Below are 23,505 nucleotides of genomic sequence, written 5' to 3' on the forward strand. Positions count from 1 at the left end.
GCACCTGCGGTGTCAAACGCGGCGTTCGCCGTCTTTCTGGGTTCGAGGGCTGCGGCACGCCTCAATGCTTCCAGATCGTCAAGCCGCTGCCCACCAGGTGGGGGCGGTGACCTGTCACGGCACAGTCTCCTCCCCGACCGACACCTTCTTCACGTAGAGCAGCCGGTCGCCCCGCTCCAGCGAGTCGGCTTCGGGAGCGTCCACGCGGTAGAGCGTGCCGTCGCGCACGAGGCCCAGCACGATGTCGGGAAGGTGCCGGGGCGAGCCGCCCTCCTCGGACGGTTCGACGGGACGTTCCGCGATCGCGAGCCCGGCCTCCGGTGTGAGCAGGTCCTCCACCATGTCCACGACCCTGGGTGTCCTCGTGGCGATACCCAGCAGGCGGCCTGCCGTCTCGCTCGACACCACGACCTGATCGGCGCCGGACTGCTTCAGCAGGTGCACGTTCTCCGCCTCCCGCACCGACGCGAGGATGCGGGCCTTCGGAGCGAGTTCCCTCGCGCTGAGCGTGACGAGCACGGCCGTGTCGTCGCGGTTCGGGGCGACCACCACCGCGCTGGCCCTCTGCACACCCGCGACCCGCAGCACGTCCGAGCGCGTCGCGGAACCGTGCACCGTGATCAGGCCGCGAGCGCTGGCCGCGTCGAGTGCGGTGCGGTCGGTGTCCACGACCACGATCTGGCTCGGGTCGCTGTCCTCCTCGCCGAGCAGCGCGTTCACCGCCGAACGGCCCTTCGTGCCGAACCCGATGACGACCACGTGGTCGCGCACTGTGCGCCTCCAATTCTGGATCCGGAACGCCTGCCGTGAGCGCTCGGTCAGCACCTCCAGTGTCGTTCCGATCAGCACGATCAGGAACAGCACCCGCAACGGCGTGATGAGGATGATGTTCACCAGCCTGGCCGTGTCGCTGGCAGGCGTGATGTCACCGTAGCCCGTCGTGGACAGCGTCACGGTGGCGTAGTAGAAGCTGTCGAGCAACGAGATGCCGTCGTCGTTGGCGTCGCGGTACCCGTCGTTGTCGAGGTAGACCACGAACACGACGGCGAGCAGGGCCAGCAGCGCGAACAGCACCCTGCGGGCGATCGCCCTCGCCGGGCTGATCACGGTGGCAGGCATGTTGACGATCCCGACCAGCGCGTGTCCTGGCCGGTCGGACAGCTTCTCCTCGCGGAGGTTGAACTTCCACGGTCTCACCATGATCGCCCAGCGCCCGTTCCCGTCGTCATGTCGGCTCACCGTCCTGTGCCTGCCCCGGCACCGTACGCAGCAAGGATCGCAGCCCCTCGGCGTCGGCGAGATCGACGGGCCGCACGGTGCGGTTGAGCCGCACGTAGTGGAACGCGGCCCGCACCTTCTCCAGAGGTGTGCCCGTCAGATCCGCCCACGCCAACCGGTACGCGGCGAGCTGCACGGCGAGCGCCTGCATGCGGCCAGCGTCCGGCAGCGCGCCGGTCTTCCAGTCCACGACGGTCCAGCCGCCGTCCGGATCGGCGAACACCGCGTCCATCCTGCCCCGCACGGTGACGCCGTCGAGGTTGGTGGAGAAGGCCACTTCCACGTCGTGCGGGGTGCGCTTGGCCCACGGGCTCCGTTCGAAGGCCGCTTTGAGTTCGTCGAGATCGGCGGAGTCGCCGTCGTCGTCGAGGTCGGCCGCGCCGGGCAGGTCGTCGAAGTCGAGGAGTTTGTCGCCGGAGAAGCGGCGTTCGAGCCACCCGTGGAACTCGGTTCCTCTGCGGGCGTAGGTGTTCGGGGCGAACGGCAGTGGCCTGCGCAGCCTGCGCGCGAGATCGTCCGGCTGCCCCGCGAGGTCAACGAGCTGGCTCACCGACAGCTTGCCGGGTAGCTCGACCTCGGCCTGCGGCTGCCTGGTGCGGGCCCGTTCGGCCAGCAACACGTCGGTGTCGGCCACCCAGCCGTCGGGATCGTCCTCCTCGGCGGCGACGCCAGAGTGAGCGGTGTCCTGGCCGACTTGGCCTGCCGGAACGTCGGTGACCTCCGGCAACACGGTGCCCTGCCGGTGCTCCTCGGCTTCGAGGGCTTGCAGCTCCCTGAGGACGAGACGCGCGCCCTCGTCCACGGCCGCGCGACGGCGGCCGAGTGGATCGACCGGCCACACCTCCTCCCGCGATGTCTCCGACAGCGGGTTGTCTCCTGGCTCCGAGGTCCAGCGCTCGATCACCCCGGTTCCGGGCCGCTGGCCGAGCAGCTCCGCGATCTCGTCGAGGAAGGGCGACGGCTTCTTCGGGTTCGCGGCCATGGGGTCGTTCCACCAGTGGCCGGAGGCGAGAAGGCAGTGCTCGGAACGGGTCAGCGCCACGTAACACAGCCTGCGCTCCTCCTCGGCGTGCCGCTGTTTGAACCGCTCCTCGTGGTCGGCGAGGGCCTCCATGACCTCCTTGCGGTCCTCACCGCCGTGCAGGTCGAGCGGGGGCAGGTCCTGCGCGTCACCCCGCAGCGCGGCAGGCAGTTCGGTGACCGTCTTCAACCACGACGTGGTCTTGCGGTCGTTGGGAAACGTCCCTGCCACGAGATGCGGCACCGCCACGATGCGCCACTCCAGCCCCTTCGCGGCGTGCGCGGTGAGCACCTGCACCCGCTCCGGCGCCACCTCCACCTCACCCGGGGTGAGGCCGTCCTCGGCTCGGGCGGCCGTGGAGAGGTAGTCCACGAAGGACAGCAGGGTGGCCGTCGGGGAACTCTCGGCGTAGTCGTGGACGACCTCGGCGAAGGCGTCGAGGTGGGCCCTGCCCACCGCCCCCGGTCTGGCGAGCGCCTCGATGTCCAGCAACATGGTGCGCTCGATGTCGGAGACCAGTTCGGGCAGCGGCTGGTCAAGCCTGCGGCGCAGCGCTCCCAGCTCCCCGCTCAGCCTGCGGATGCGCGTGTATCCCTCCCCTGAGTAACGCGAGGGCTCGCCCGGATCGTCGAGAGCGTCCACGAGGCCGGCCTGCTCGGCGCGCTCCGACATCACCGCCGTGTCGGAGGAGCCCGCGGCCGACAGTTCACGCGCCCTGCTCCACAGCGCTGCGAGGTCGGCGGCACCGAGCCGCCAGCGCGCCCCGGTGAGCAACCGGGCCGCAGCCGTGCCGGACAGCGGCTCGGCCAGCACGCGCAGCGTGGCCACGAGGTCGGCGACCTCCGGTTCGTCGAGCAGCCCGCCGAGCCCGACGACCTCCACCGGAAGGCCGCGTTCCCGCAGTGCGGCGGCGATGGGCGCCATGTCGGCCCGCCTGCGCACGAGCACGGCCGCCGTCGGAGCGGCACCCGTGGCATCCCGCTCCGCGAACCAGCGCTCGGCGATCCGCTCCGCCACCCACTCACGCTCGCTCACCACGTCCGGAAGCAGTGCCACCCGGATGTCGGCAGGCCCCGCGTCGGGGCGCGCCCGCAGCTCACGCACTCCCAGCCCGCTCGCTCTCAGCGGTTCGGCGACCCTGTTCGCGAGCGTCAGAACCTCGGGTGGGTTGCGGAAGCTCGTGAGCATGCCGTACTCGCGGGCGGGTACGAGGTTGCCCTGCGGACTCTCCTGACGATCACCGTTTCCTTCGGCGGCGCGGCGCCGGGGGAAGTCGGTGGTGAACCTCGGCAGGTTCGCCGCGCTCGCACCCCGCCAGCCGTAGATCGCCTGCGCCGGATCGCCGACGGCGGTCACCGGCATGGGCTCCCCGCCTCCGAACAGCGCGCGGAGCAGAACGCGCTGGGCGTGGCCGGTGTCCTGGTACTCGTCGAGCAGCACGGCTCCGAAGCGCGAGCGTTCCGCGGCGACGACGTCGGGCTGGGACTGCGCCAACCGCGCGGCCAGCGACATCTGATCGGCGAAGTCCAGCGCGCCCTCGGCGCGTTTGCGCTTCTCGTACGCCTCCACAAGGGGCAGCAGTTGCAGCCGGAAACGCTGTGCCGCCACGAGCTTGGCCAGTTCTTGCGGCAGCTTGGCCCCCTGCCGTTTCGTTTTCGGCGCGGATTCGACGAGGTCGCAGAACCACGCCGTGTACTCGCGGAGCCGATCGGGTGTGACGAGGTGTTCGCCCAGTTCCCCCGCGAGGGCGAGGATGTGCTCGGTGATCGTGGTGGGGACCTTGTCGGTGTCCAGATCGGAGTCCCACGACGACACCACGCGGTGGGCGAGCTGCCACGCCGCGGTCTCGGACAGGATGCGCGCACCGGGCTGCACCGGCAGCCGCAGGCCGTGCTCGGCCAGCAACCGCCCCGCGTAGGCGTGGTAGGTCAGCACGGTCGGCTCGCCGGACGCGACCGCGAGCCTGCGCTCACCGCTGGGGTCGAGGTCGTCCAGCAGGCCCGATCCGGCCAGCCGCCGCAGGCGCGCCCGCACCCGCTCGGCGAGCTGGCGCGCCGCCTTCCTCGTGAAGGTCAGCCCCAGCACGCGATCGGGAGTGACCAGGCCGTTGGCCACCAGCCAGACGACGCGCGCCGCCATCGTCTCCGTCTTGCCCGCGCCGGCACCCGCGACCACCAGAGCCGGTTCCGGCGCCGAGGCGATGACGTCCGCCTGCTCCCGCGTCGGCGTGGGCAGTCCGAGGGCCTCGGCGATGTCGGCGGGGGACACAAACCGGGCAGGCTGCCCCGGCCTCGCGGCCTCGCTCACGCTCGTCACGACCCCGTCACCTGCCTGCCCTCGGGGCGCAGCGGGCACGCGGGCTTGGCTGGGCACCGCGAGCAGTCCACGTTCTCCCTCGCCGCGTACGCGGGGCCCGTCGTGTCGAGCGCCGCTGCGCGCACGTCGCCCTCCCACCGCTGTGCGGCCTCGTCGTCCAGCGGCGGCTGCTCCACCACCACGGCCCCTGTCCTGTTGTGGGACTTACCGACGTACAGCAGCCTCGCGCCGCCGGTGCTGCCCTCGTGATCGTCGAACGCCCCGAGCAGAGTCGCCAGCTGGTAGACCGCGAGCTGCGGGTGCTCGACGGCAGCGGCTGCGGTGACGGCGCTCTTGCTCGTCTTCAGGTCCACGACCACGGGTCTGCCCTCGGCGTCGAGTTCCAGCCGATCGACCCGGCCCGTCAGCGCCACCGTGGGCTGCCCCTCCACCTCGGGCAGCTCCACCCGCATGTCCTGCTCCACGGCGTGCTGGGTGAGTTCGGACCGGCTTTGATGCAACCAGGCGAGGAAGTTGCGCACCATGCCCTCGATCCTGGCGCGTTCCTTGCGGGAGAACCACGGCGCACCGGCGTCCACCTTCGCCCACGCCGCGTCGAGTTCCTTCCACAGGGTCTTCTCGTCGGCACCCTCGGCCGCGGCCTGTGCCAGTGCGTGCACCAGGGTTCCCGTGACGGCGGGCAACGGAGCGGGATCGGTGCCACCGTGCCGCTCCAGCAGCCAGCGCAGCGGGCACTTCACCAGTGTGTCCACAACGGACGGAGAAACCCTGATGACCTCGCCCGGCCTCCGCAAGGGCGTCTCGCTCGAGGGTTCGGTGATGCCGTACCACTGGGCTGGGTGCGCGCCGGGCACCCCCGCGCGGGCAAGGCGAGCGAGCTGCCGCGCCGCGAGACTCCGGCGTGCCGAAGGCAGCTCGGGGTCGGTGACCGCCGCACGCAGTTCCCCCACCAGCTCGGCGAGGGTCAGCCCCCGCTCCCTCTGCTCGGCACGCACGTCGGGACCGGCCTGCCGCGTGTCCTCACCGCTGTCGGTCAATTCCGAGAGGAACCGGGACGGCTGCTCGTCCTCGCCCTGCACGGCGCTGACGAGCAAGGTCCGTCGCGCCCGGCTCGCGGCCACGTAGAACAACCGGCGTTCCTCGGCGAGGATCGGGGCCGTCGCGGACACCGCCGTACCGTCCACACCGGACAGCAGATCGACGAGCCGTTCGACCCCGAGCAGCGAGCCGCGAAGACGCAGGTCGGGCCACACCCCCTCCTGGAGCCCCGTCACCGCCACCACGGTCCACTCCCTGCCCGCGGCCCCGTGGGCGGTGAGCAGTGAGACACCCCGGCCTCGCGCCGCCGTCGGCGCGAGACTGTCCCCCGCGATGTGCTGCGAGGAGAGGTACTCGGCGAAACCGGCGACACTGGCCCTCGGAAGCCGTTCGACGTAACGGGCCGCCGCGTCGAAGAGCGCCACCACGGCGTCGAGGTCCCGGTCGGCCCGCGCGCCCAGTGTGCCGCCCCGTCCTGCCTGCGCCACGAGTCGGTCGGTGAGCCCACTCGCCTCCCAGACGCGCCACAGCACATCGGTGACCCCGGCTCCCTCGCGGACGGCGTCGTACGCCGTGGCGAGCAGCCTCCCCACCCGCCGCACCGGCAGAGCCTCCGCGTCGGCGAGACCGGCCAGCACGTCGCCGTCCCGCAGCGCCTCGACCAGCAGCTCGTCACTCGACCGCTCGCCACCGGCCACCAACTCCAGCCGCCGCAGCCCACGCCGCAGGCGGCGCAGGGCCAGCGGATCGGCGCCGCCCAGCGGCGAGGCCAGCAGCATCTCGGCGACCTCGGCGTCGAGCACGTCCACCTCAGCCGCCACCCGCAACATCATCAGCAGAGGTCCGACAGCGGGCTGGCGGGCCAGCGGCAGTTCCTCGGCCGTCGTGGCCACGGGAACCCCAGCCGTCGCGAGCGCGCGTTGCAGCAGCGGCAACGACCGCGAGGCCGACCGCATGAGCACCGCCATCTCCGACCACGGCACACCGTCCAGCAGGTGAGCCCTGCGCAGCTGGTCGGCCACCCACGCAGCCTCCGCCGCCGCGGTCGGCAGAAGGCGGGTGCGCACCGTGCCATCGGAGCCACCCGGCGGCCTCGACGTCGAGAAGCGGTGAGCGGACGTGCCGGGAAGGGTCGCCGCGACGCGCGTCACCGTCTCGTGCACAACAGGACCCAGCCGATGTGAACGCCTCAGCACGACGGTGCGCTCGCCGTCGGGGTCGGCGTCGGCGAGCAGGCGTGGATCGGCGCCCCGGAACGAGAACACGGCCTGGTCCGGGTCCCCCGCGAGCACGGCGTCGGCGGCGGAGTCGGCGAGCAACCGCACGAGGCGGTACTGCAAAGGGTCGAGATGCTGGGCGTCGTCCACGAAGAGGTGCCGCACCCTTCGCCGCTCCCTGGCGAGCAGGTCCGGCTCGCCCTCCAGCTCCACGAGCGCGCTCGCCACCAGCTCGGCCGCGTCCAGAGCGGGAGCGCCTGCCTCCCCCACCGCGTTGCCACCGACCCCCTGCAAGAGGGTCACCTGCTCGTACTGGCTCCAGAAATGGCCTGCCGCCACCCACTCGGGCCTGGCCTGGCTCCGGCCCAGCCTGACGAGATCCTCAGGTCCGAGCCCGCGCTCGGCCGCGCGCAGCAGCAGATCGCGCAGTTCCTCGGCAAAGCCGGGAACGGCCAGTGCGGGCCGCAGCGACTCGGGCCAGTCCGGCGCACCGCGTTCGAGGTCGCCCGCGAGCAGCTCCCGCACCACGACGTCCTGTTCGGGACCGGACAGCAACCGGGGTGCGGGGCTGCCGTCACTCGCCGCCTGTGCGCGCAGGACCGCGAAGGCGTAGGAGTGCACGGTGCGCACGAGCGGCTCACGCACCGTTCGGATCCCCGCACCGTCCCCCTCGCCCCCCTCGTCCAGCGCGGTGAGCCTGCGGGTGATGTCGGCACGCACCGCGTCGGCGGCCCTCCGCGACGCGGTCAGCACCAGCACGTTCTCGGGCTCGGCACCATCGGCGATGCGCGCGGCCACAGCGGACGTGAGCAGGGTGGTCTTGCCCGTGCCGGGAGCACCGAGGACGCGGACGAAACCGCGTGGAGCGGCCAGCAGCCACCGGGCGCCGTCGTCCCACTCGTGCCGGGGAAGCGGCCGAGCCGGGGTTCGCACGAGTCGCGCTCGGAGTCCGTTCACGACCTGATGGAATCATGCCGACCCGACGGACCGGCGAAAGCACCGGCGCGCGTGTCCGCACCTGATGCACCTGTGTCCGCAGCCTGCGCGCAGGCGTCCGCATCCGAAGGACGGGAGTACGGAATTAGCGATGAACGAAGAACTGCACGAACGCATCCGCGAGGTGGTTGCCTCCGTTCCCGAGGGCACCGTGTCCACCTACGGCGACGTGGCGGCGCGGGCAGGCGCGTCCACCCCTCGGCTCGTCGGACGCGTGCTCGCCGAGGACGGCCACGACCTGCCCTGGCATCGGATACTCCGCGCCGATGGAACACCGGCCCCCCATCTGGCCTCCGAACAGCTCGCACGACTGCGGGCGGAGGGCGTCGCGGCGGATGGCGGACGCGTCGATCTTCGACGGTTTCGCTGGCGGACCCAATAGGTTAGCCTTGCCTAATGAGCACCGAGGCGACCCGGGCACGACTGGCCTACCTGACCGCGCGCGTGCGCCGCGTCCGCGCACTCACCCCCCGGCTCGTCCGCGTGACACTCGCGGGCGCCGATCTCACCGGATTCGCCGACGCGGGGCCCGACCAGTACGTCAAGGTGTTCTTCCCGGCTCCCGGAACCAGCGCACCGCACCTCCCTCCGCCCCTCGCGGAGGACTCGATGTCCTGGTACCGCCGCTACCTCGCCATGCCCGACGCCGTCCGGCCCGCCATGCGCACCTACACCGTCCGTGCCGCCCGCCCCGAAGCAGGCGAACTGGACATCGACTTCGTGCTGCACGACGACGCCGGTCCCGGTTCGGGCTGGGCCGCGTCGGCGCTGCCCGGTGACGAGGTGGCGCTACTCGGACCCCACGGCCTCTACGACGTGCCGACCGGCACGTCCTGGCAGTTGCTGGTCGGCGACGAATCCGCCGTGCCTGCCATCGCCGCCATCTGCGAGCGGCTCCCCGACGCCGCCACGGCTGTGGTGTTCGTCGAGGTGGCCGACGCCGCCGACGAGATCCCGCTCGCCCCGCACCGCAGCCGCGTTGACGTGCGCTGGGTCCACCGCGACGGCACTACCCCGGTCGGCGCCGCCGTGCTGGCCGCCGTCAGGGAGGCGACGCTGCCTGCCGGTGCGCCGTACGCCTGGATCTCCGGCGAGGCCGACCTCGTCAGGCAACTTCGCCGCCACCTGGTCCGCGAACGCGGCATCGACAAGCGCCACATCACGTTCACCGGCTACTGGCGACGCGGACGCACCGAGGAGGACGCCGGACGCGAGCACCTCCGAGCCCACGACCATGGCGAGGTGCCGAGCTCTCAGGAGTAGAGGCCCCGCAGCCTCGCCACGGCCTCGGACACCCTGCGCCGCAGCTCCGGCGGCGAAAGCACCTCCAGCTCCGCACCGAAGCGCAACAACTGCCCCAGCGCGGGCGCGCCTGACTCCACCGGCAGCTCCACCGTTGACCAGCCGTCGCTGTCGGCGCGCGTGCCGGTGTCGCGCAGCGCCCTCGCGCCGACCGAGCCGAGGAACACCGGGACGAGATCACGCCCCAGCGGGGACAACCGGACCAGCGCCGTATCCGGGTAGAGACGCCGCTCGAAACCCTCCGACCACGACCGCCAGTACTCGGCCAGCGCGAAGCCGGGTGGACGCTCGAACGTGTCACCGAGGTCGGTGAGCGAATCGACGCGCGAAACCCGGTAGGTGCGCACCGAGCCGTCGCAGCGTGCGGCGAGGTACCAGACTCCCGCCTTCAGGACAAGACCGAGCGGATCGAGGTCCCGATCGATGGCGCTGCCGTCCCAGCGCCGGTACCGCACGCGCACCCGCCTCGCATGCCACACGGCGTCGGCGACCTCGGCCAGCACGGGAGCATGGTCGATGCCGCGATGCCAGCCGGGGACGTCCACATGGAACCGTTCGGCCAGCTCGTTCGCCCTGCGGCGCAGTTCGGCCGGGAGCGCGGCGTGCAGCTTCAACTGCGCCGCGGCCAGCACGGTGCCGAGTCCGAGTTCCGACGCCGCACTCGGAAGTCCCGCCAGCGCGAGAGCCTGCGCCTCCTCCTCCGAGAGCCCGGTCAGCCGCGTGCGGTACCCGCCGAGCAGCCGGTAAGCACCGGTGCGTCCCCTGTCCGCGTACACAGGCACGCCCGCCGCCGAGAGCGCCTCCACGTCCCGGTAGATCGTGCGCACCGAAACGTCGAGCTCGTCGGCGAGTTCCTTCGCCGTCATCCGTCCCCGGTTCTGCAAGAGCAGCAGCACCGACAGCAACCTGCTCGCTCGCACGACGTCCATTCTGCTCGGAAAGACTGACAGAAGGTGACAGGTATACGGTGCATGCTCGACGTCATGAGCACGAACGCCTACACCATGACCAGCTGGGACGAACACATCGTCGCCGGCGGCGACACCGGTCCCCGCTACGCCCACGCCCACGCCACCTTCACCTACGCGGGGGTGATCGAGGGGTCTTCCACCGTTGACTACCTCCTGTACTACGACGAGGCAGGCGCGCACGGCGAACAGCGCGCGCCAGGGTACGAGAGGATCGAAGGCAGCGTCGCGGGCCGCTCCGGAACGTTCGTCCTCCGGCACGACGTCGCCTATTCCGACGACGGGATCTCTGACCGGTTCACCGTGGTTCCGGGGTCGGGGACAGGTGAACTCGCCGGGTTGTCGGGAAGTGGCACGGCGACGTCGGCGAGCGAGACGGTGCCGTACACGTTCGACTTCCGGTTCGCCTGAGCTCCGAACCTCCAACACGGATGCCGTACGGCAAGTGCGGACACCCGTGCAGGAAGTGCGGACACGCGTGCAGGAAGTGCGGACACGGATTGGGGTTCGGAGGGGGCGCGATGCTCAAGATCGATCGCCGGCAGGCGATGGCCTACCGGGTCGCAGCGCACGGGCTGCACAGGCGGCACACGGGTGATCCCGGCGCGCTGGCGGTGTTCGACCTCGGAGTACAGGACGACAGCAGGCGGGGCACCGCCGACCTGGCGATGCTGGCCCGCGTCGAGGGCGCCCTGACCCCGCTGGGCGACGACGAGCGGTTCGTTCTCGCGTGGTCGCATCGAGGTGCGCCGCACTACCATCGCGCGGCCGATTTCCCTGCGCTCGTCACCGCACTGCCGCCGTGGGACGACGCCGACGCCGCAGCGCGGCTGGGCTGGCAGCGCCGTGACGTGGCCGCGGCCGGGATGCCAGCCGACGCTGCCGTGCGCACGGCGGCGGCCGCGTTGCGGAAGGTCGTCACCCGAACCATGACGAAAGGGGCGGTGAGCGAGGCCGTGACAAGCGCGACCCCGGACGGGTTGTCGCTGTGGTGCCGACGCTGTCAGGCCACGCACATCCACGACCAGCTCATGCGGCTGGCGGCACCGCTGGCCGGGCTGGTGCTGGCGCCGGGCGCATCCCCTGCCACTCTCGTGCCGGTTCGACCGCGCCCCCGGCTCGCCGAACACCCGGACGGGCGTGCGGCGACCGGCGTGGTGCGGGCGTACCTGCGGTTACACGGTCCGGCCACGACCAGCGACGCGGCCGGGTTCATGGGCACGACGCGGACGACGCTGGCCGGAACCATGTGGCCGGACGACGTCGTGGAGGTATCGGTGGACGGCAGGCGCGGCGCGATACCCGCCGACGCGCTGCCCGCGGTGGAGAACCCTCCCGAGGCCGACGTCGTGCGCCTCCTACCGCCCAAGGACCCACTGGTGCAGGCCAGGGACCGCGCCCTGCTGGTTCCCGACCCCGCGCACCGCAAGGAGGTGTGGCGAGTCCTCGGCAACCCGGGCACGATCCTCGTCGGCACCGACCTCGCCGGGGTGTGGCGGGCGACGAAGTCCGGTGACCGGTTGGAGCTGACGATGACGGCGTTGCTGCCGCTGCCCGCGCAGGCCAGGACGGCTGCCGAGGCCGAGGCCGACCGGATGCGCGCGGCACGAGGGCTGAGTGAACTGCGGCTGACGTGGACCTGAGCCCCAGCACTGCCGGCTACGGCGTGCTCGTAGCCGACGCTCGGTACGCGCGGCCGCCACCGGGCTACCGCCTGTCCGCCACCTCACTCGCCGCGCGACGGGGCCGTCGTGTGACACAGCAGGGACTCGGCAAGGCAGAACGATCGCGCGCGGATGCGGCGCGGGGCAGGCGACCGCGAGCAGCACGGCCCTCAGCAGTCGCAACGACTGGACGGCGCCAGCCTCGCCGTGGCCCCGGCACCGAAATCAGGGAGCTGCGCCGGTCAGGACGCGACCACCGTGTCGCGCGCGGCCGCGTGGGCGGCGTCGCGCACGGCGACGTGCACGATCCCGCTCACCACCCGCACGGGAAAGGTCGGCACGCTGATGTTCTCGTCGTCGAGGCAATCGCCCGTGCGCAGCGCGAAGCGTTGCTTGTACACCGGGGACGCCACGAAAGGCACCCCCGCGTGATCGCCGACGATGCCCCGCGACAACACGGCCGCACCGCTGAACGGATCGACGTTGGACAGTCCGAGGAATTCGCCCTCGGCCGTGTGGAACACCGCCACCTGCACGGCGTCGCCGAGCAACACTGCCACGCCGTCACCGCGCGGCACGGCCGCCTCGGAACACACCGGTGTCCAGTTCCACGCTGTGCTCATCTGCTCGTCACCTCCGGGATTCCCAGTGAGACAGGCACCCGCTGACCTCGCTCGACCCGGAACGACACAGTCGGGTCGGGGGTTCCGGGCGCGTTGACGAAACTCGTGAACCGGGCGAGCTTGTCCGGATCGTCCAGCACGCCTTTCCACTCGTCGGTGTAGGTGGCAACGTGCCGGTCCATCGCGGCCTCCAGTTCGGCGGCGATACCGAGGCTGTCGTCAACGACGACGCTTCGCAGGTGACCGAGCCCGCCGTCCAGCTCCTCCAGCCACGCCGACGTGCGCTGCATGCGGTCGGCCGTCCGAACGTAGAACATGAGGAACCGGTCGAGCACACGCACCAGCGTTTCGGTATCCACATCGGACACCAAGAGATCTGCGTGGCGGGGTGTGGCCCCGCCGTTACCGCCGACGTAGAGATTCCAGCCGACTTCGGTGGCGAGCACGCCGAAGTCCTTGCCGCGTGCCTCAGCGCACTCGCGGGCGCATCCCGACACCCCGCCCTTGATCTTGTGCGGCGACCGCAGCCCCCGGTAGCGCAGTTCCAGCCGGATGGCCAGGCCGACGCTGTCCTGCTGCCCGTACCGGCACCACGTCGAGCCGACGCACGATTTCACGGTGCGCACCGCCTTGCCGTAGGCGTGTCCCGATTCGAACCCGGCGTCCACGAGCCGCCGCCAGATGTGCGGAAGCTGGTCCACCGTCGCACCGAACAGGTCGATCCGCTGCCCACCAGTGATCTTGGTGTAGAGCCCGAAGTCCTTGGCCACCTCGCCGAGCACGATCAGCTTGTCCGGCGTGATCTCGCCACCCGGAATCCGGGGCACCACCGAGTACGTGCCGTTGCGCTGGAGATTGGCGAGGAACCGATCGTTGGTGTCCTGCAACGTGGCCTGCTCACCCGAGAGGATGTGGCCACCGCCGAGGGAGGCGAGAATCGATGCCACCACCGGTTTGCAGACCGCACAGCCATGCCCGCTGCCGTATCCGGCGATGAGTTGGCTGAAGGTGCCGATCCGAGTTGCCCGCACGATCTCGAACAACTCGGCACGGGAGAACGGGAAATGCTCGCACAGCGCCTTCGGCTGCTCGACGCCGCACGCTGTGAGCAATCTGCCCAGGGTGGGAACGCAACTGCCGCACGAGGTGCCGGCGCGGGTGGCGGCCTTCAGCGCCGCGACGGTACTCGCTCCCTCGGTGACGATGGCCTCCGTGATCGCGCCCTTCGTCACGGCGTTGCAGGAACACACCAGCGCCGAATCGGGCAAGGCCTCCGCCCCCGCCCCTGGCTCCGCGCCGTCTCCACGGAGCAGGGCTGCCGGTTCGGCAGGCAGCGGCGAGCCGACGAGCGGATGCAGCAGCGCGTAACGGCTCGCGTCACCCACGAGCACGCCCCCAAGCAACGTGCCGGCATCGTCGGAGACGACAAGTTTCGCGTAGGTCCCCGCCACCGCGTCGGCGAGCACTACCTCCAGCGCGCCTTCCGTGGTGGCGTGCACGTCACCGAAGCTGGCGACGTCCACTCCCAGCAACTTCAGTTTCGTCGCGGTCTCCGCTCCGGGAAAGGACGCCTGACCACCCAGCAGCGTCGCCGCGACCACCTCGGCCATCGCGTAGCCCGGCGCCACGAGGCCGTAGACGTGGCCGTTGACGGCCGCGCACTCACCGACGGCGAACACATCGGGATCGCTGGTGCGACACGAATCGTCCACCAGCACGCCACCCCGCTCTCCCACCGCGAGACCGCAGGCGCGGGCAAGCTCGTCGCGGGGCCGCACTCCGGCCGAGAACACCAGAAGGTCGATGTCCAGTTCGGTCCCGTCGCCGAGCACGGCGCGGAGCCGGTCGCCGTCGGCGCGGATCTCGTCGGTCGAAGTTCCCGTGTGGACTTCGACGCCGAGGTCGGTGACCAGCCTACGCAGCAGGTTTCCCCCGCCCTCGTCAACCTGAAGCGGCATGAGACGGGGCGCCAGTTCCACCACGTGTGGTGTAAGGCCGAGATCCCGCAGCGCCTTCGCGGCTTCCAAGCCGAGTAGCCCACCACCCACGACGGCGGCGGCCGGACTGTCGCCGCGTTCCCTCGCGCGGTCCACGGCCACTCTGATGGCATCGAGATCGTCGATGGTGCGGTACACGAAGCAGCCCGGCAGCTCACGTCCTGGCACCGGTGGCACGAACGGCACCGAACCGGTGGCCAGCACCAGCACGTCGTAGTGCTGCACCAGACCAGCAGCTGTGCGCACTCGTCTCCGGTCGCGGTCCACCGCGACCACGGGATCACCCAGCCGCAGATCGACGGCCTCGTCACCGGCATAGTCCGCGCCGGGAAGAGTGAGCGCCTCGGCATCCCAGCCTGCCACGTAGGACGTGAGTGCAACCCGGTCGTACGCTGGCCTCGGCTCCTCCCCGAATACGACGATCCGCCACAGCTGCGCGTCATCGCCGGAACGCACAGCCTCCACCAGCCGGTGGGCGACCATGCCGTGCCCGACCACCACAAGAGTCCGCCTCGAAACGCTCCTCGGCGACTGCCCGAATGCTCGTTCCAGTGTCCGATCCATGGCGACCTTTCGTTGCCGTTCCACGGATTTCCATGCTCGTTGCGACCTGTGTCGCTCCTGCGACGGCGATGTTGCGGGCGCGTTACCCACAGCACGCGGGCGATCACGGAGTCAGCACGTCACACCCGAGCCCAGGCGAGGCTTGGTGAGAAGGCCGTCGCGAACCGGGTGCGCAGGTAGAACCACCAGGTGACCAGCAGACACGCCGCATAGCAGGCGCCGAACCCGGCGAGCGCGGGAACGAGGTCACCTGCCGACGACAGCGACGCGCGAAGGGCGAGGTTCACCAGCACTCCACCGAAAGCGCCGACCGCACCGCAGATGCCCACCACGGCAGCAGACTGCCGGGCAGCCCGGGCCGCCGCAGCCCCTTGCTCCTGCCCGGTCTCCTCCGCTCGACGGACGGCGAGGGCGGCGAAGATGACGGCGATCATCCGGTAGGTGGAGCCGTTGCCCGCACCCGCACACACGAACAACATCACGAACGAGCCGAAGAACAGCCCGAAGTCATACCGCGACAGGCTGACCAGCACCCCGAGTGTGCCGAGCAGCAGAGCCGCGAAAGTCCACAGAGTGACAAGGGCGCCGCCGAACCGGTCGGACAGCCAGCCGCCGATCGGACGGGCAACCGAACCGATCGCCGCTCCCAGGAACACGAGTGAGCTGCCATCCTCCGCGAAGGTGAGGTCGAGCAGGAGAGGGAACGCGAAGGAGAATCCGATGAACGAGCCGAACGTCCCCGCATAAAGCAGCGACATCACCCAGGTGTGCTTCGCGAGCAGCGCCTCCCGGTACGCTCGGGCCTCCGGCCTCGCGTGCGTGACGCTGTCCATGAACAGCAGTGCGGCCACCGACGCGACGATCACCAGAGGCAGCCACAGCAGCGCCGCGTTCGCGAGTGTCACCCCCGTGCTCGTGCTGATCACCACGGGTACGGCGAGCTGGGTGACCGCGACGCCCAGATTGCCGCCTGCGGCGTTCAATCCGAGCGCGAGTCCCTTGGCTCGCGAGGGGAAGAAGAACGAGATGTTCGCCATCGACGACGAGAAGTTGCCACCGCCGAGCCCCATCGTCGCCGACGTGAGCAGGAAGAACCAGTACGGCGTGCCCTCGTTGGTCACCGCGAACCACAACATCGCGCACGGCAGGAGCAGCAGTCCCGAGCTGATCGCCGTCCACGCCCTGCCACCGAAGGCGGGCACCGCGAAGGTGTAGGGCACCCGCAGGGCCGCTCCGACCACGTTCGGCACAATGAGCAGCCAGAACGTCTCCCCGACATCGAAGTGGTACCCGGCAGAATCGAGGTCGGTGACCACCACACTCATCAACACCCACACGCTGAACCCGAGGTGTTCCGAGAAAATCGAGAGCACCAGGTTCTTCCATGCGGTCCGCCGCCCCCATGACGCCCAGGACAGCGCGTCCTCCGCGTTCCACTCGTCGAGCCACCGGCCGCGCAGCCGGAACCTCGGGGACGTCGCCGGGGTTCGCGTGATCGTCATCGGTTCCTTCCGGTCAGGCTGTCCGAGCGAGCCAGTCGGCGATGGCACGCACCGTGTCCGCACATCCCCCGCACCCCGTGCCCGCCCGTGTCTCGGCAGCTAGCTCGTCCACAGTGGACGATCCGGAGCGCCACGCTGTCACGAGTCTCCCCTTGCTCACGGAGTTGCACCGGCACACCACAGCGGAGGCAGGGAGGTCGGCGGCTGCCAATGCCCTGGTGTTCGCCGGAAGTGCCCTGCCGACCAGTAGCGCCAGCCGGTCGCTCGGGGCCACCAGCCGCCGGTCGTAGAGGTGGGTCAGGGCCGCGGCGGCGTCGGGAAACCCCAGCATGATGGCCGAGGACACCCGCTCGTCATGAAGGACGAGTTTCGCGTACCGGCGCCGCACCGGGTCGTGCAACCGCAACACCTCCGCGTCGGCGCCCGGCTCGACGTGGCTGTCCCCCAGCGTCGTGAGATCCACTCCGCTCGCCTTGAGCCGGGTCACCACCGACGTCCCCCGGTACCTCGCCGAAGGCCGCGCACCAGTGAGCAGATCGGCCAGCACCGCAGCCTGGTCCCAGGCAGGCTGCACCAGACCCGTGACCGTGCCGGGATGGCGCGCGCAGTCGCCGAGCGCGTGGACCCGGACATCACTGGTGCGCAGCTCGTCGTTGACGACGATGCCGCCTTCCGCTTCGATCCCGGCGCGCTCCGCCAGTGCTGTGTCAGGACGCACGCCCGTACACACGACCACAAGGTCGGCGGCGACCGTGCTGCCGTCGTCCAGCTTCACCCCGTCCCCGGACAGGTACCGCGCCGCCGTGCGCCTGAGACGCAACTCGATGCCCGCATCGCGCAGAGCCGCCGCGAGCACGGCTGCCGCGTCCGCGTCGAGCTGCCGGTCCAGCACGTGGGCCGCCGGATGGACAACGGTCACGCGGTTGCCCCTGCCCGCGAGCGCCCGCGCCGCCTCCAGCCCCAGCAGACCCCCGCCCAGCACGGCGATCCGCGCGCCCCTGCTCGCCGTCCGCTCGATGCGGGCGCAATCGTCGAGCGTGCGGAACGCCACCACACCGTCGGTCAATCCGCCGTCCACCGACAGTCCTTCGACCGGCGGCACACGGGGCCTGCTGCCGGTGGCGAACACCAGAGTGTCGTAGCCCAGTTCGGAACCATCCGAGAGCCGCACCAGCCCCCTGCGAAGGTCGAGATCCACCGCTTCGACGCCGAGCCGCAGATCCACCGCGTGCTCGCGTGCCCATCCCTCGCCGTGCAGACGCACCGAGTCGGCGGCCATGGTTCCCGCCACCACCGATGGCAGCAGCACCCGGTTGTACGCACCGTGCCGTTCCGCACCCACCACCGTCAGCGCCACCCGCTCACCGTCCGGGTCCCGTCGGCGGATCTCGTCGGCCAGCCGCGCACCGGCCATGCCATAGCCGAGCACCACCACGTGGCGAGGCCTCATGCGACGGCCTCCAGGCGGACCGCGCACACCTTGAACTCCGGCATCCGGCTCATGGGATCGAGCGCGGGATTGGTGACGAGGTTCGCCCGTTGCACACCGGGAAAGTGAAACGGCAGGAAGACGACGTCGGGACGTGCCGAAGGCACACACCGGACCCGCGCCACGACCTCGCCCCTGCGCGACACCACTTTGCCGAGTTCGCCGTCGGCCAGTCCCGCGCGCGCGGCTGTGTCGGGATGCACCTCCACGAAGACCGCCCCGACGGCCGCCTTCAGCTCCTCGATCACCCTCGTCTGGGCGCCCGACTGGTAGTGCTCGAGCACGCGGCCCGTCGTGGCCGTCAGCGGGTAGTCGTCGTCGGCGGGCTCGGCGGGACCGGTGTGGTCCACGGCAGTGAACCGCGCGCGGCCGTCGGGATGCGCAAAGGAGTCGGTGAACAACCTTGGTGTGCCGGGATGCCCCTCCCCCCGCACCGGCCAGTACAGCGCCTCCCCCGCCTTGAGCCTTTCGTAGCCGACGCCGGAGTAGTCCGCGGCACCGCCGCGTGATGCGGCGCCAAGTTCTGCGAACACCGCTTCCGGGTCCGTTGGGAAACGGTCGCCCGGTGCCCCGAGCCTGTGCGCCAGTCCGGCGATCACGTCGAGGTCTGTGCGTACCCCTTCTGGCGGCTGCACAGCCCTGCGTCGCAGGAGCACCCTGCCCTCCAAGTTCGTCATCGTGCCGTCCTCCTCAGCCCACTGCGTCACCGGGAACACCACGTCAGCCAGCGCGGACGTCTCCGACAGCACGAGATCCGCCGTGACAAGCAAATCCAGTGTGGACAATCGATCGACCACGTGTGCCACCCTCGGCGCCGACACGGCGGGGTTGCTGCCGAACACCAGCAGCGCCTTCGGTCCCTCCGGTGTGCCGAGCGCGTCGAGCAACTCGTACGCCGAGGGGCCGGGGCCGGGAAGTTCCTCCTCCCGAACACCCCACACCGCCGCCATGTGCCGGCGAGCCTGCGGGTCGCGAATCGAGCGGTAGCCGGGAAGCTGGTCGGCCTTCTGACCGTGTTCCCTGCCGCCCTGCCCGTTGCCCTGGCCCGTGAGGCAGCCGTACCCCGAGCCGAAGTTGCCGGGAAGGCCGTGCGCCAGCGCGAGATTGATCCACGCGCTCACCGTGTCCACCCCTGTCGCGTGCTGCTCCGCGCCCCGGCCCGTCAGTACGTATGCCCGACGCGCGGTCGAGATCAGGTCGGCGACCCTACGCTGGTCGGCGGCTGCCACGCCGGTGATGCGCTCGACCCGTTCCGGCCAGTAGGCGGCGGCCACCCGCCAGGCGTCCGCGAACCCCGTCGTCCGCCGCCGCACGTAGTTCTCGTCGAGAAGACCGTCCGCCACGGTCGAGTGCAGGATGCCCAGCGCGAGAGCCAGGTCGGTGCCGGGGGCGGGAGCGAGATGCAGCGAGGCCGACTCCGCCGTCAACGTGCGCCGTGGGTCCACCACGACCAGCCCGCCCCCGTCCGCGGCCCTGCGTAGATGCCGCATGAACGGCGGCATCGTCTCGGCCGGATTGGCCCCGACCAGCACCACGACATCGGCCTCGCCGAGATCGGTGAGCGGGAACGGCAGTCCGCGGTCCAGCCCGAACGCCCGGAGCCCGGCCGAGGCGGCCGAGGACATGCAGAACCGGCCGTTGTAGTCGATGCGGGACGTCCGAAGCGCCACCCTGGCGAACTTGCCGAGGAGATATGCCTTCTCATTGGTCAGGCCGCCACCACCGAACACCGCGACCGCGTCACGACCATGCTGGGCCTGGATCTCAGTCAGTCGCGAGGCGACGAGGTCCAGTGCCTCCTCCCAGCCTGCCGGGCGCAACATGCCGCGAGCGCGCACCAACGGCGTGGTCAGCCTCGCAGGCGACCGCAGCAGCCCGCTCGACGTCCACCCCTTCTGGCAGAGGCCACCCTGGTTCGTGGGGAACATGCGGGGTGACACCGCACCCGCCGAGCTGATCGTCATAGCGCACTGCAAGGCACAGTACGGGCAATGCGATTCGGTCAGCTCGGTGATCGGCGCCGGGGACTCCATCGACGTCACGGGGACCTCCTGCCTGATCGGCGGCGATACCCGACGCTAAAGAGCCTGTGTTACCCGGACTGTGCCACTGTGTTACAGCCGTGCTGCATTCCCCAGCCTGCATCGCGAGTGTCCTCGGTGAGGACTACAGCAGTTCCGTGACCTCCCCTGCCGCACGGCGAAGGCCGTCGAGGGTCGCGGCGTTGGAGCGTGGGTGCAGCGCGTGCCAGGCGAGACGGAACAACGCCGCCCGCAGCAGCAGTTGCGGCCACTCGGGCAGATGCGACCAGTTCCGCAGCAGTGCCCCGCCAGCACCGCCCCACGCCACGGCGTCCACGGCCGCGACCGCGGCCCCCCACTCGGCGGGGCGGAAGTGCGGCACGAAACCCACGAGGCCGGGCGGCCGGTCCCCATCGAACAGGAGAGTGCCGAAGAGTTCGGCGTGCACGAGCTGGTCGGCTGACCGGATCGGACGGCGGGACGGCGCGAGGATCTCGAACAGCCGTCCGCCCTTGGCTTCGTCCAGCTCGCGGTGTTCCTCACCCCAGGCGAGACGCTCGGCGACGGCGAACACGTCCCGGCGCTCGTCGAGGAAGGCCGGGCGCTCGAACGAGACCGTGGCCTGGTGCAGCCGGACAGCGGCGAGCACGGTGTCGTCCGGCCGGTGTTCGGGTGCACCTGACACATGGCGGCGCGCTCTCCAGCCCCCGACGACCCAGCGCCCGTCGCTGGCCCCGATGGGACGCGCCACCCGAAGGCTGGGCACGTCGAGGGCGGCCAGCGTGCGTGCGAGCCACACACCCTGCGCGCGGTCGGGTACGGGTTCGAGCACCACATCGCCGCAGAGCCACCCCACTCCGCAGGCCAGGGGCTCGACGTCCGCATCGCCGAGCCCGAAGGCGCGTCTGGCATGCTCCGGCGGCGGTCCCTGCATCACGCGGCGACGTTACCCCGCGGCAAGTGCCAACACCCGCACTCTGTGCACATGCCTTTGTACTTCGCGCACGGGTCTTTGCACTTCGGAACCCCCGCGAGGCAGGGATTCGCAGGGCTCAGTACGTCGGCAGGCTCGGGTCCACCTGGGCGGCCCAGGCGAGCACGCCGCCACCGAGATGCGTGGCGTCGGAGAAACCGGCCTTGTGCAGCGCCGCCAGTGCCTCCGCCGACCGGGCGCCCGACTTGCAGTGCAGCACGATGGGCTTGTCCTGCGGCAGTTCCGCCAGCGCCTCCCCCGACAGGATGCGGTCCTTCGGGATGAGCTTCGCGCCCTTGATGTTGACGATCTCGTACTCGTGCGGCTCGCGGACGTCGATCAGCTCGAAGTTGGCACCGGCGTCGAACTTGGCCTTGAGCTCCTGCGGCGTGATCGTGTGGCCGGACGCGGCCCGCTGCGCGTCGTCGGACACGACGCCGCAGAACGCCTCGTAGTCGATCAGCTCGGTGATCTTCGGCGTCTCCGGGTCCTTACGGATCTTCACCTCGCGGTAGCGCATCTCGAGGGCGTCGTACGTGACGAGCCTGCCGAGCAGCGGCTCCCCGATACCGGTGATGAGCTTGATCGCCTCCGTGACCATGACCGACCCGATCGACGCGCACAGCACACCGAGGACACCGCCCTCGGCGCACGAGGGCACCATGCCGGGAGGCGGCGGCTCGGGGTAGAGGTCCCGGTAGTTCAGGCCCTTGCCGTTCGGCGCGTCCTCCCAGAACACGCTCACCTGGCCCTCGAACCGGAAGATCGAGCCCCACACGTACGGCTTGCCCGCCAGCACGGCGGCGTCGTTGACGAGGTAGCGGGTCGCGAAGTTGTCCGTGCCGTCGAGGATCAGGTCGTAGGAGCTGAAGAGCTCCACGGCGTTCTCGGTGGTCAGCTGCTCGGTGTGGGCGACGAAGTTCACGTACGGGTTGATCTCGGCGACGGACTCCTGCGCCGAGACGACCTTCGGCTTGCCGACGTCAGACACGCCGTGGATGACCTGCCGCTGGAGATTCGACTCGTCAACCACGTCGAAGTCGATCACGCCGAGGGTGCCGACACCCGCCGCGGCGAGGTACAGCAGCGCGGGACTTCCCAGTCCGCCGGCGCCGATGACCAGCACCTTCGCGTTCTTCAGCCGCTTCTGGCCGTCCATGCCGACGTCGGGGATGATGAGGTGACGGCTGTAGCGCGCGACCTCTTCCTTGGTGAGTTCGGCTGCCGGCTCGACGAGCGGCGGAAGCGTGGCGTGCGGCGTTCCGCCCTCTGTAGGAGACATCGGTCCTCCATCTCGCGCGTGTCGCGGTCTCTCGACATCTATAACCGCGCGAGCGGGCCCGGTCTTCCCACGTCCACATGGTGGGCACCGGGCAAGGGCGTGCCGGGTCAGTCGTTGCCCGGCTGCGGAACGGGCCAGGCGTTGGGCAGGCAGACCTTGCCGTCGGCGGGCACCTTGCCCTGATCGCCCCCCGGCAGGTCGTTGAGTTTGGCGACGTAGTCGTTGGCGACGCCGAACGTCTGCTGCATCATCACGGGCGCGAGCCCGCCGTCCTCCGCACAGCCGACGTGCCCGTTCTTGAGTGCGTGACCGACCTCGTGGTTGATGACGTACTGCTGGTAGACGCCCATGTTGCCGCTGAACGCCTTCGCTCCCCGCACCCAGCGAGCGATGTTGATCACGACCCTGCCGTGCGCGCTCGTGTAGCACGACGACTCGAACGGGATGGCCGCCCCACACAACTGCTTGGTAGTGGACGGTGAGGTCAGGCTGACACGGAAGTCGGGCGTGGCATGGCTGCTGTCCACCCGCTTCAGGGCCACTTTCCCGGTGCCGGGCCAGCTCCTGGGGTCCGACAAGGTGGCCTCGACGGTGGCGGCGAAGACGTCGTCACCGCCGTAACTGCCGGGGTCGAGGCCGTCCTCGATCTCGACGGTGTAGGTGAAGAGCTGTCCTTCACCCGCTTGCTTGCCGCTGCTGTCCCCGAGTGGCACGGAGTGCCAGGTGCCCTCGCCCTTCTCGTCGTAGTCGCCGCCCTCCGGCAACTCGGCGGTGGGGATGTCGAGGTCGATCTTCTGCGCGGGGACCTCGGTGGCCACGGGGTCCGGCTCAGCAGGACCACCCGCGCTGTCCTGCCCGCCGCCTGCGGCACCCGCGGCACCGCCCGCACCGGGGTCGCGGGTGGTGTCGAACACGACCAGGGCGGTGACGACCAGCAGGATCGGCACAAGGTAGGCGCGCCAGCCGAACGCGGCCGTGTACTTCTTGACACCGGTGCGCTGGGCGCGCTGGGGCGGGGCGGTTCCGGCGGGCTGCCACGACGCGCGCAGCGGCTCCGCCGAGCGTCGTCTGCCCCGGGGCCGGGCTCCGTGTTCCGCGCCGCCGTCCGGTCCGGCCCCTTCGGCGGCACCACGGGCGCCAGCACGATCAGCACCGGCCGACGCGATGTCCCGGTCGCTCTTCCGCGCTCCTTGTCTCACCCGCTCCACGGTTTTCAGAGTGCCACACCCTGGCGCCCGGCTCCGCGCGTGGCTC

Annotated in this window: 16 protein-coding genes; 4 read left to right on the plus strand and 12 right to left on the minus strand. The window is 70.7% G+C overall.

Going from position 1 to position 23,505, the window contains the following annotated elements:
- Positions 1 to 114 precede the first annotated feature (114 nt).
- The 3 genes from SACXIDRAFT_RS06310 to SACXIDRAFT_RS06320 are packed head-to-tail and all read right to left on the minus strand — an operon-like array spanning position 115 to position 7,827.
- Positions 115 to 1,200 (minus strand): potassium channel family protein, encoded by a 1,086-nt coding sequence (locus SACXIDRAFT_RS06310; protein WP_006237677.1) that lies wholly within the window; start codon positions 1,198 to 1,200, stop codon positions 115 to 117.
- A gap of 25 nt (positions 1,201 to 1,225) precedes the next feature.
- A complete protein-coding gene (locus SACXIDRAFT_RS06315) occupies positions 1,226 to 4,615 on the minus strand; it encodes an ATP-dependent helicase (protein ID WP_006237678.1) in 3,390 nt (1,129 codons plus the stop codon).
- Positions 4,612 to 7,827, minus strand: coding sequence for an ATP-dependent helicase (locus tag SACXIDRAFT_RS06320; RefSeq protein WP_040922070.1), 3,216 nt, complete (start codon positions 7,825 to 7,827; stop codon positions 4,612 to 4,614). Before SACXIDRAFT_RS06320 ends, SACXIDRAFT_RS06315 begins: the two co-directional genes overlap by 4 nt.
- 130 nt (positions 7,828 to 7,957) lie before the next feature.
- Here SACXIDRAFT_RS06320 and SACXIDRAFT_RS06325 point away from each other — a divergent pair, with 130 nt between their 5' ends.
- Positions 7,958 to 8,248, plus strand: coding sequence for an MGMT family protein (locus SACXIDRAFT_RS06325; RefSeq protein WP_006237680.1), 291 nt, complete (start codon positions 7,958 to 7,960; stop codon positions 8,246 to 8,248).
- Positions 8,249 to 8,262: 14 nt separating this feature from the next.
- A complete protein-coding gene (locus SACXIDRAFT_RS06330; protein WP_006237681.1) occupies positions 8,263 to 9,129 on the plus strand; it encodes a siderophore-interacting protein in 867 nt (288 codons plus the stop codon).
- Here the strand turns inward: SACXIDRAFT_RS06330 and SACXIDRAFT_RS06335 are convergent.
- Positions 9,120 to 10,088: a WYL domain-containing protein gene (locus tag SACXIDRAFT_RS06335; RefSeq protein WP_494299802.1), complete on the minus strand. Its 969-nt coding sequence runs from the start codon at positions 10,086 to 10,088 to the stop codon at positions 9,120 to 9,122. The two genes, SACXIDRAFT_RS06330 and SACXIDRAFT_RS06335, sit on opposite strands and share 10 nt — an antisense overlap.
- Positions 10,089 to 10,151: 63 nt before the next feature.
- On the opposite strand from SACXIDRAFT_RS06335, the gene SACXIDRAFT_RS06340 reads away from it, so the two are divergent.
- Together SACXIDRAFT_RS06340 and SACXIDRAFT_RS06345 are read left to right on the plus strand one after the other, a co-directional pair.
- Positions 10,152 to 10,547, plus strand: a complete 396-nt coding sequence (locus SACXIDRAFT_RS06340) for a DUF3224 domain-containing protein (RefSeq protein ID WP_040922496.1) — start codon at positions 10,152 to 10,154, stop codon at positions 10,545 to 10,547.
- Between the two features lie 110 nt (positions 10,548 to 10,657).
- Positions 10,658 to 11,779 carry a DNA glycosylase AlkZ-like family protein gene (locus tag SACXIDRAFT_RS06345; RefSeq protein WP_006237684.1) on the plus strand — a complete coding sequence of 374 codons (1,122 nt, stop codon included), beginning with the start codon at positions 10,658 to 10,660 and terminating at the stop codon, positions 11,777 to 11,779.
- A gap of 263 nt (positions 11,780 to 12,042) precedes the next feature.
- Here SACXIDRAFT_RS06345 and nirD read toward each other — a convergent pair whose 3' ends face one another.
- From nirD to SACXIDRAFT_RS06385, 8 genes are all read right to left on the minus strand, one after another.
- Positions 12,043 to 12,423 carry a nitrite reductase small subunit NirD gene (gene nirD / locus SACXIDRAFT_RS06350; protein ID WP_006237685.1) on the minus strand — a complete coding sequence of 127 codons (381 nt, stop codon included), beginning with the start codon at positions 12,421 to 12,423 and terminating at the stop codon, positions 12,043 to 12,045.
- Positions 12,420 to 14,984 carry a nitrite reductase large subunit NirB gene (nirB, locus tag SACXIDRAFT_RS06355; RefSeq protein WP_050986910.1) on the minus strand — a complete coding sequence of 855 codons (2,565 nt, stop codon included), beginning with the start codon at positions 14,982 to 14,984 and terminating at the stop codon, positions 12,420 to 12,422. Before nirB ends, nirD begins: the two co-directional genes overlap by 4 nt.
- Positions 14,985 to 15,103: 119 nt before the next feature.
- Positions 15,104 to 16,486: an MFS transporter gene (locus SACXIDRAFT_RS06360; RefSeq protein ID WP_006237687.1), complete on the minus strand. Its 1,383-nt coding sequence runs from the start codon at positions 16,484 to 16,486 to the stop codon at positions 15,104 to 15,106.
- A 13-nt stretch (positions 16,487 to 16,499) separates the two neighbouring features.
- Positions 16,500 to 17,936, minus strand: a complete 1,437-nt coding sequence (locus SACXIDRAFT_RS06365) for an FAD-dependent oxidoreductase (RefSeq protein WP_006237688.1) — start codon at positions 17,934 to 17,936, stop codon at positions 16,500 to 16,502.
- On the minus strand, positions 17,933 to 20,008 hold the full coding sequence (locus tag SACXIDRAFT_RS06370; RefSeq protein ID WP_050987002.1) for a molybdopterin oxidoreductase family protein: 2,076 nt from the start codon (positions 20,006 to 20,008) through the stop codon (positions 17,933 to 17,935). The genes SACXIDRAFT_RS06365 and SACXIDRAFT_RS06370 overlap by 4 nt, the downstream gene beginning before the upstream one ends.
- A 133-nt stretch (positions 20,009 to 20,141) precedes the next feature.
- A complete protein-coding gene (locus tag SACXIDRAFT_RS06375) occupies positions 20,142 to 20,930 on the minus strand; it encodes a TIGR02569 family protein (RefSeq protein ID WP_006237690.1) in 789 nt (262 codons plus the stop codon).
- 118 nt (positions 20,931 to 21,048) lie between these two features.
- Complete coding sequence (gene moeZ, locus SACXIDRAFT_RS06380; protein ID WP_006237691.1) at positions 21,049 to 22,251, minus strand: adenylyltransferase/sulfurtransferase MoeZ; 1,203 nt, start codon at positions 22,249 to 22,251, stop codon at positions 21,049 to 21,051.
- 107 nt (positions 22,252 to 22,358) lie between these two features.
- Complete coding sequence (locus SACXIDRAFT_RS06385; protein WP_040922071.1) at positions 22,359 to 23,459, minus strand: DUF3152 domain-containing protein; 1,101 nt, start codon at positions 23,457 to 23,459, stop codon at positions 22,359 to 22,361.
- Between the last annotated feature and the right edge of the window lie 46 nt (positions 23,460 to 23,505).

Source organism: Saccharomonospora xinjiangensis XJ-54 (genome assembly GCF_000258175.1).
GTDB lineage: Bacteria > Actinomycetota > Actinomycetes > Mycobacteriales > Pseudonocardiaceae > Saccharomonospora > Saccharomonospora xinjiangensis.

Bases quoted from the DNA above. Each gene is read 5' to 3' on its own strand.
- SACXIDRAFT_RS06310 (WP_006237677.1), bottom strand. From the start codon at position 1,200: ATGGTGAGACCGTGGAAGTTCAACCTCCGCGAGGAGAAGCTGTCCGAC.
- SACXIDRAFT_RS06325 (WP_006237680.1), top strand. From the start codon at position 7,958: ATGAACGAAGAACTGCACGAACGCATCCGCGAGGTGGTTGCCTCCGTT.
- SACXIDRAFT_RS06330 (WP_006237681.1), top strand. From the start codon at position 8,263: ATGAGCACCGAGGCGACCCGGGCACGACTGGCCTACCTGACCGCGCGC.
- SACXIDRAFT_RS06340 (WP_040922496.1), top strand. From the start codon at position 10,152: ATGAGCACGAACGCCTACACCATGACCAGCTGGGACGAACACATCGTC.
- SACXIDRAFT_RS06345 (WP_006237684.1), top strand. From the start codon at position 10,658: ATGCTCAAGATCGATCGCCGGCAGGCGATGGCCTACCGGGTCGCAGCG.
- nirD (WP_006237685.1), bottom strand. From the start codon at position 12,423: ATGAGCACAGCGTGGAACTGGACACCGGTGTGTTCCGAGGCGGCCGTG.
- nirB (WP_050986910.1), bottom strand. From the start codon at position 14,984: ATGGATCGGACACTGGAACGAGCATTCGGGCAGTCGCCGAGGAGCGTT.
- SACXIDRAFT_RS06360 (WP_006237687.1), bottom strand. From the start codon at position 16,486: ATGACGATCACGCGAACCCCGGCGACGTCCCCGAGGTTCCGGCTGCGC.
- SACXIDRAFT_RS06365 (WP_006237688.1), bottom strand. From the start codon at position 17,936: ATGAGGCCTCGCCACGTGGTGGTGCTCGGCTATGGCATGGCCGGTGCG.
- SACXIDRAFT_RS06370 (WP_050987002.1), bottom strand. From the start codon at position 20,008: ATGGAGTCCCCGGCGCCGATCACCGAGCTGACCGAATCGCATTGCCCG.
- SACXIDRAFT_RS06375 (WP_006237690.1), bottom strand. From the start codon at position 20,930: ATGCAGGGACCGCCGCCGGAGCATGCCAGACGCGCCTTCGGGCTCGGC.
- moeZ (WP_006237691.1), bottom strand. From the start codon at position 22,251: ATGTCTCCTACAGAGGGCGGAACGCCGCACGCCACGCTTCCGCCGCTC.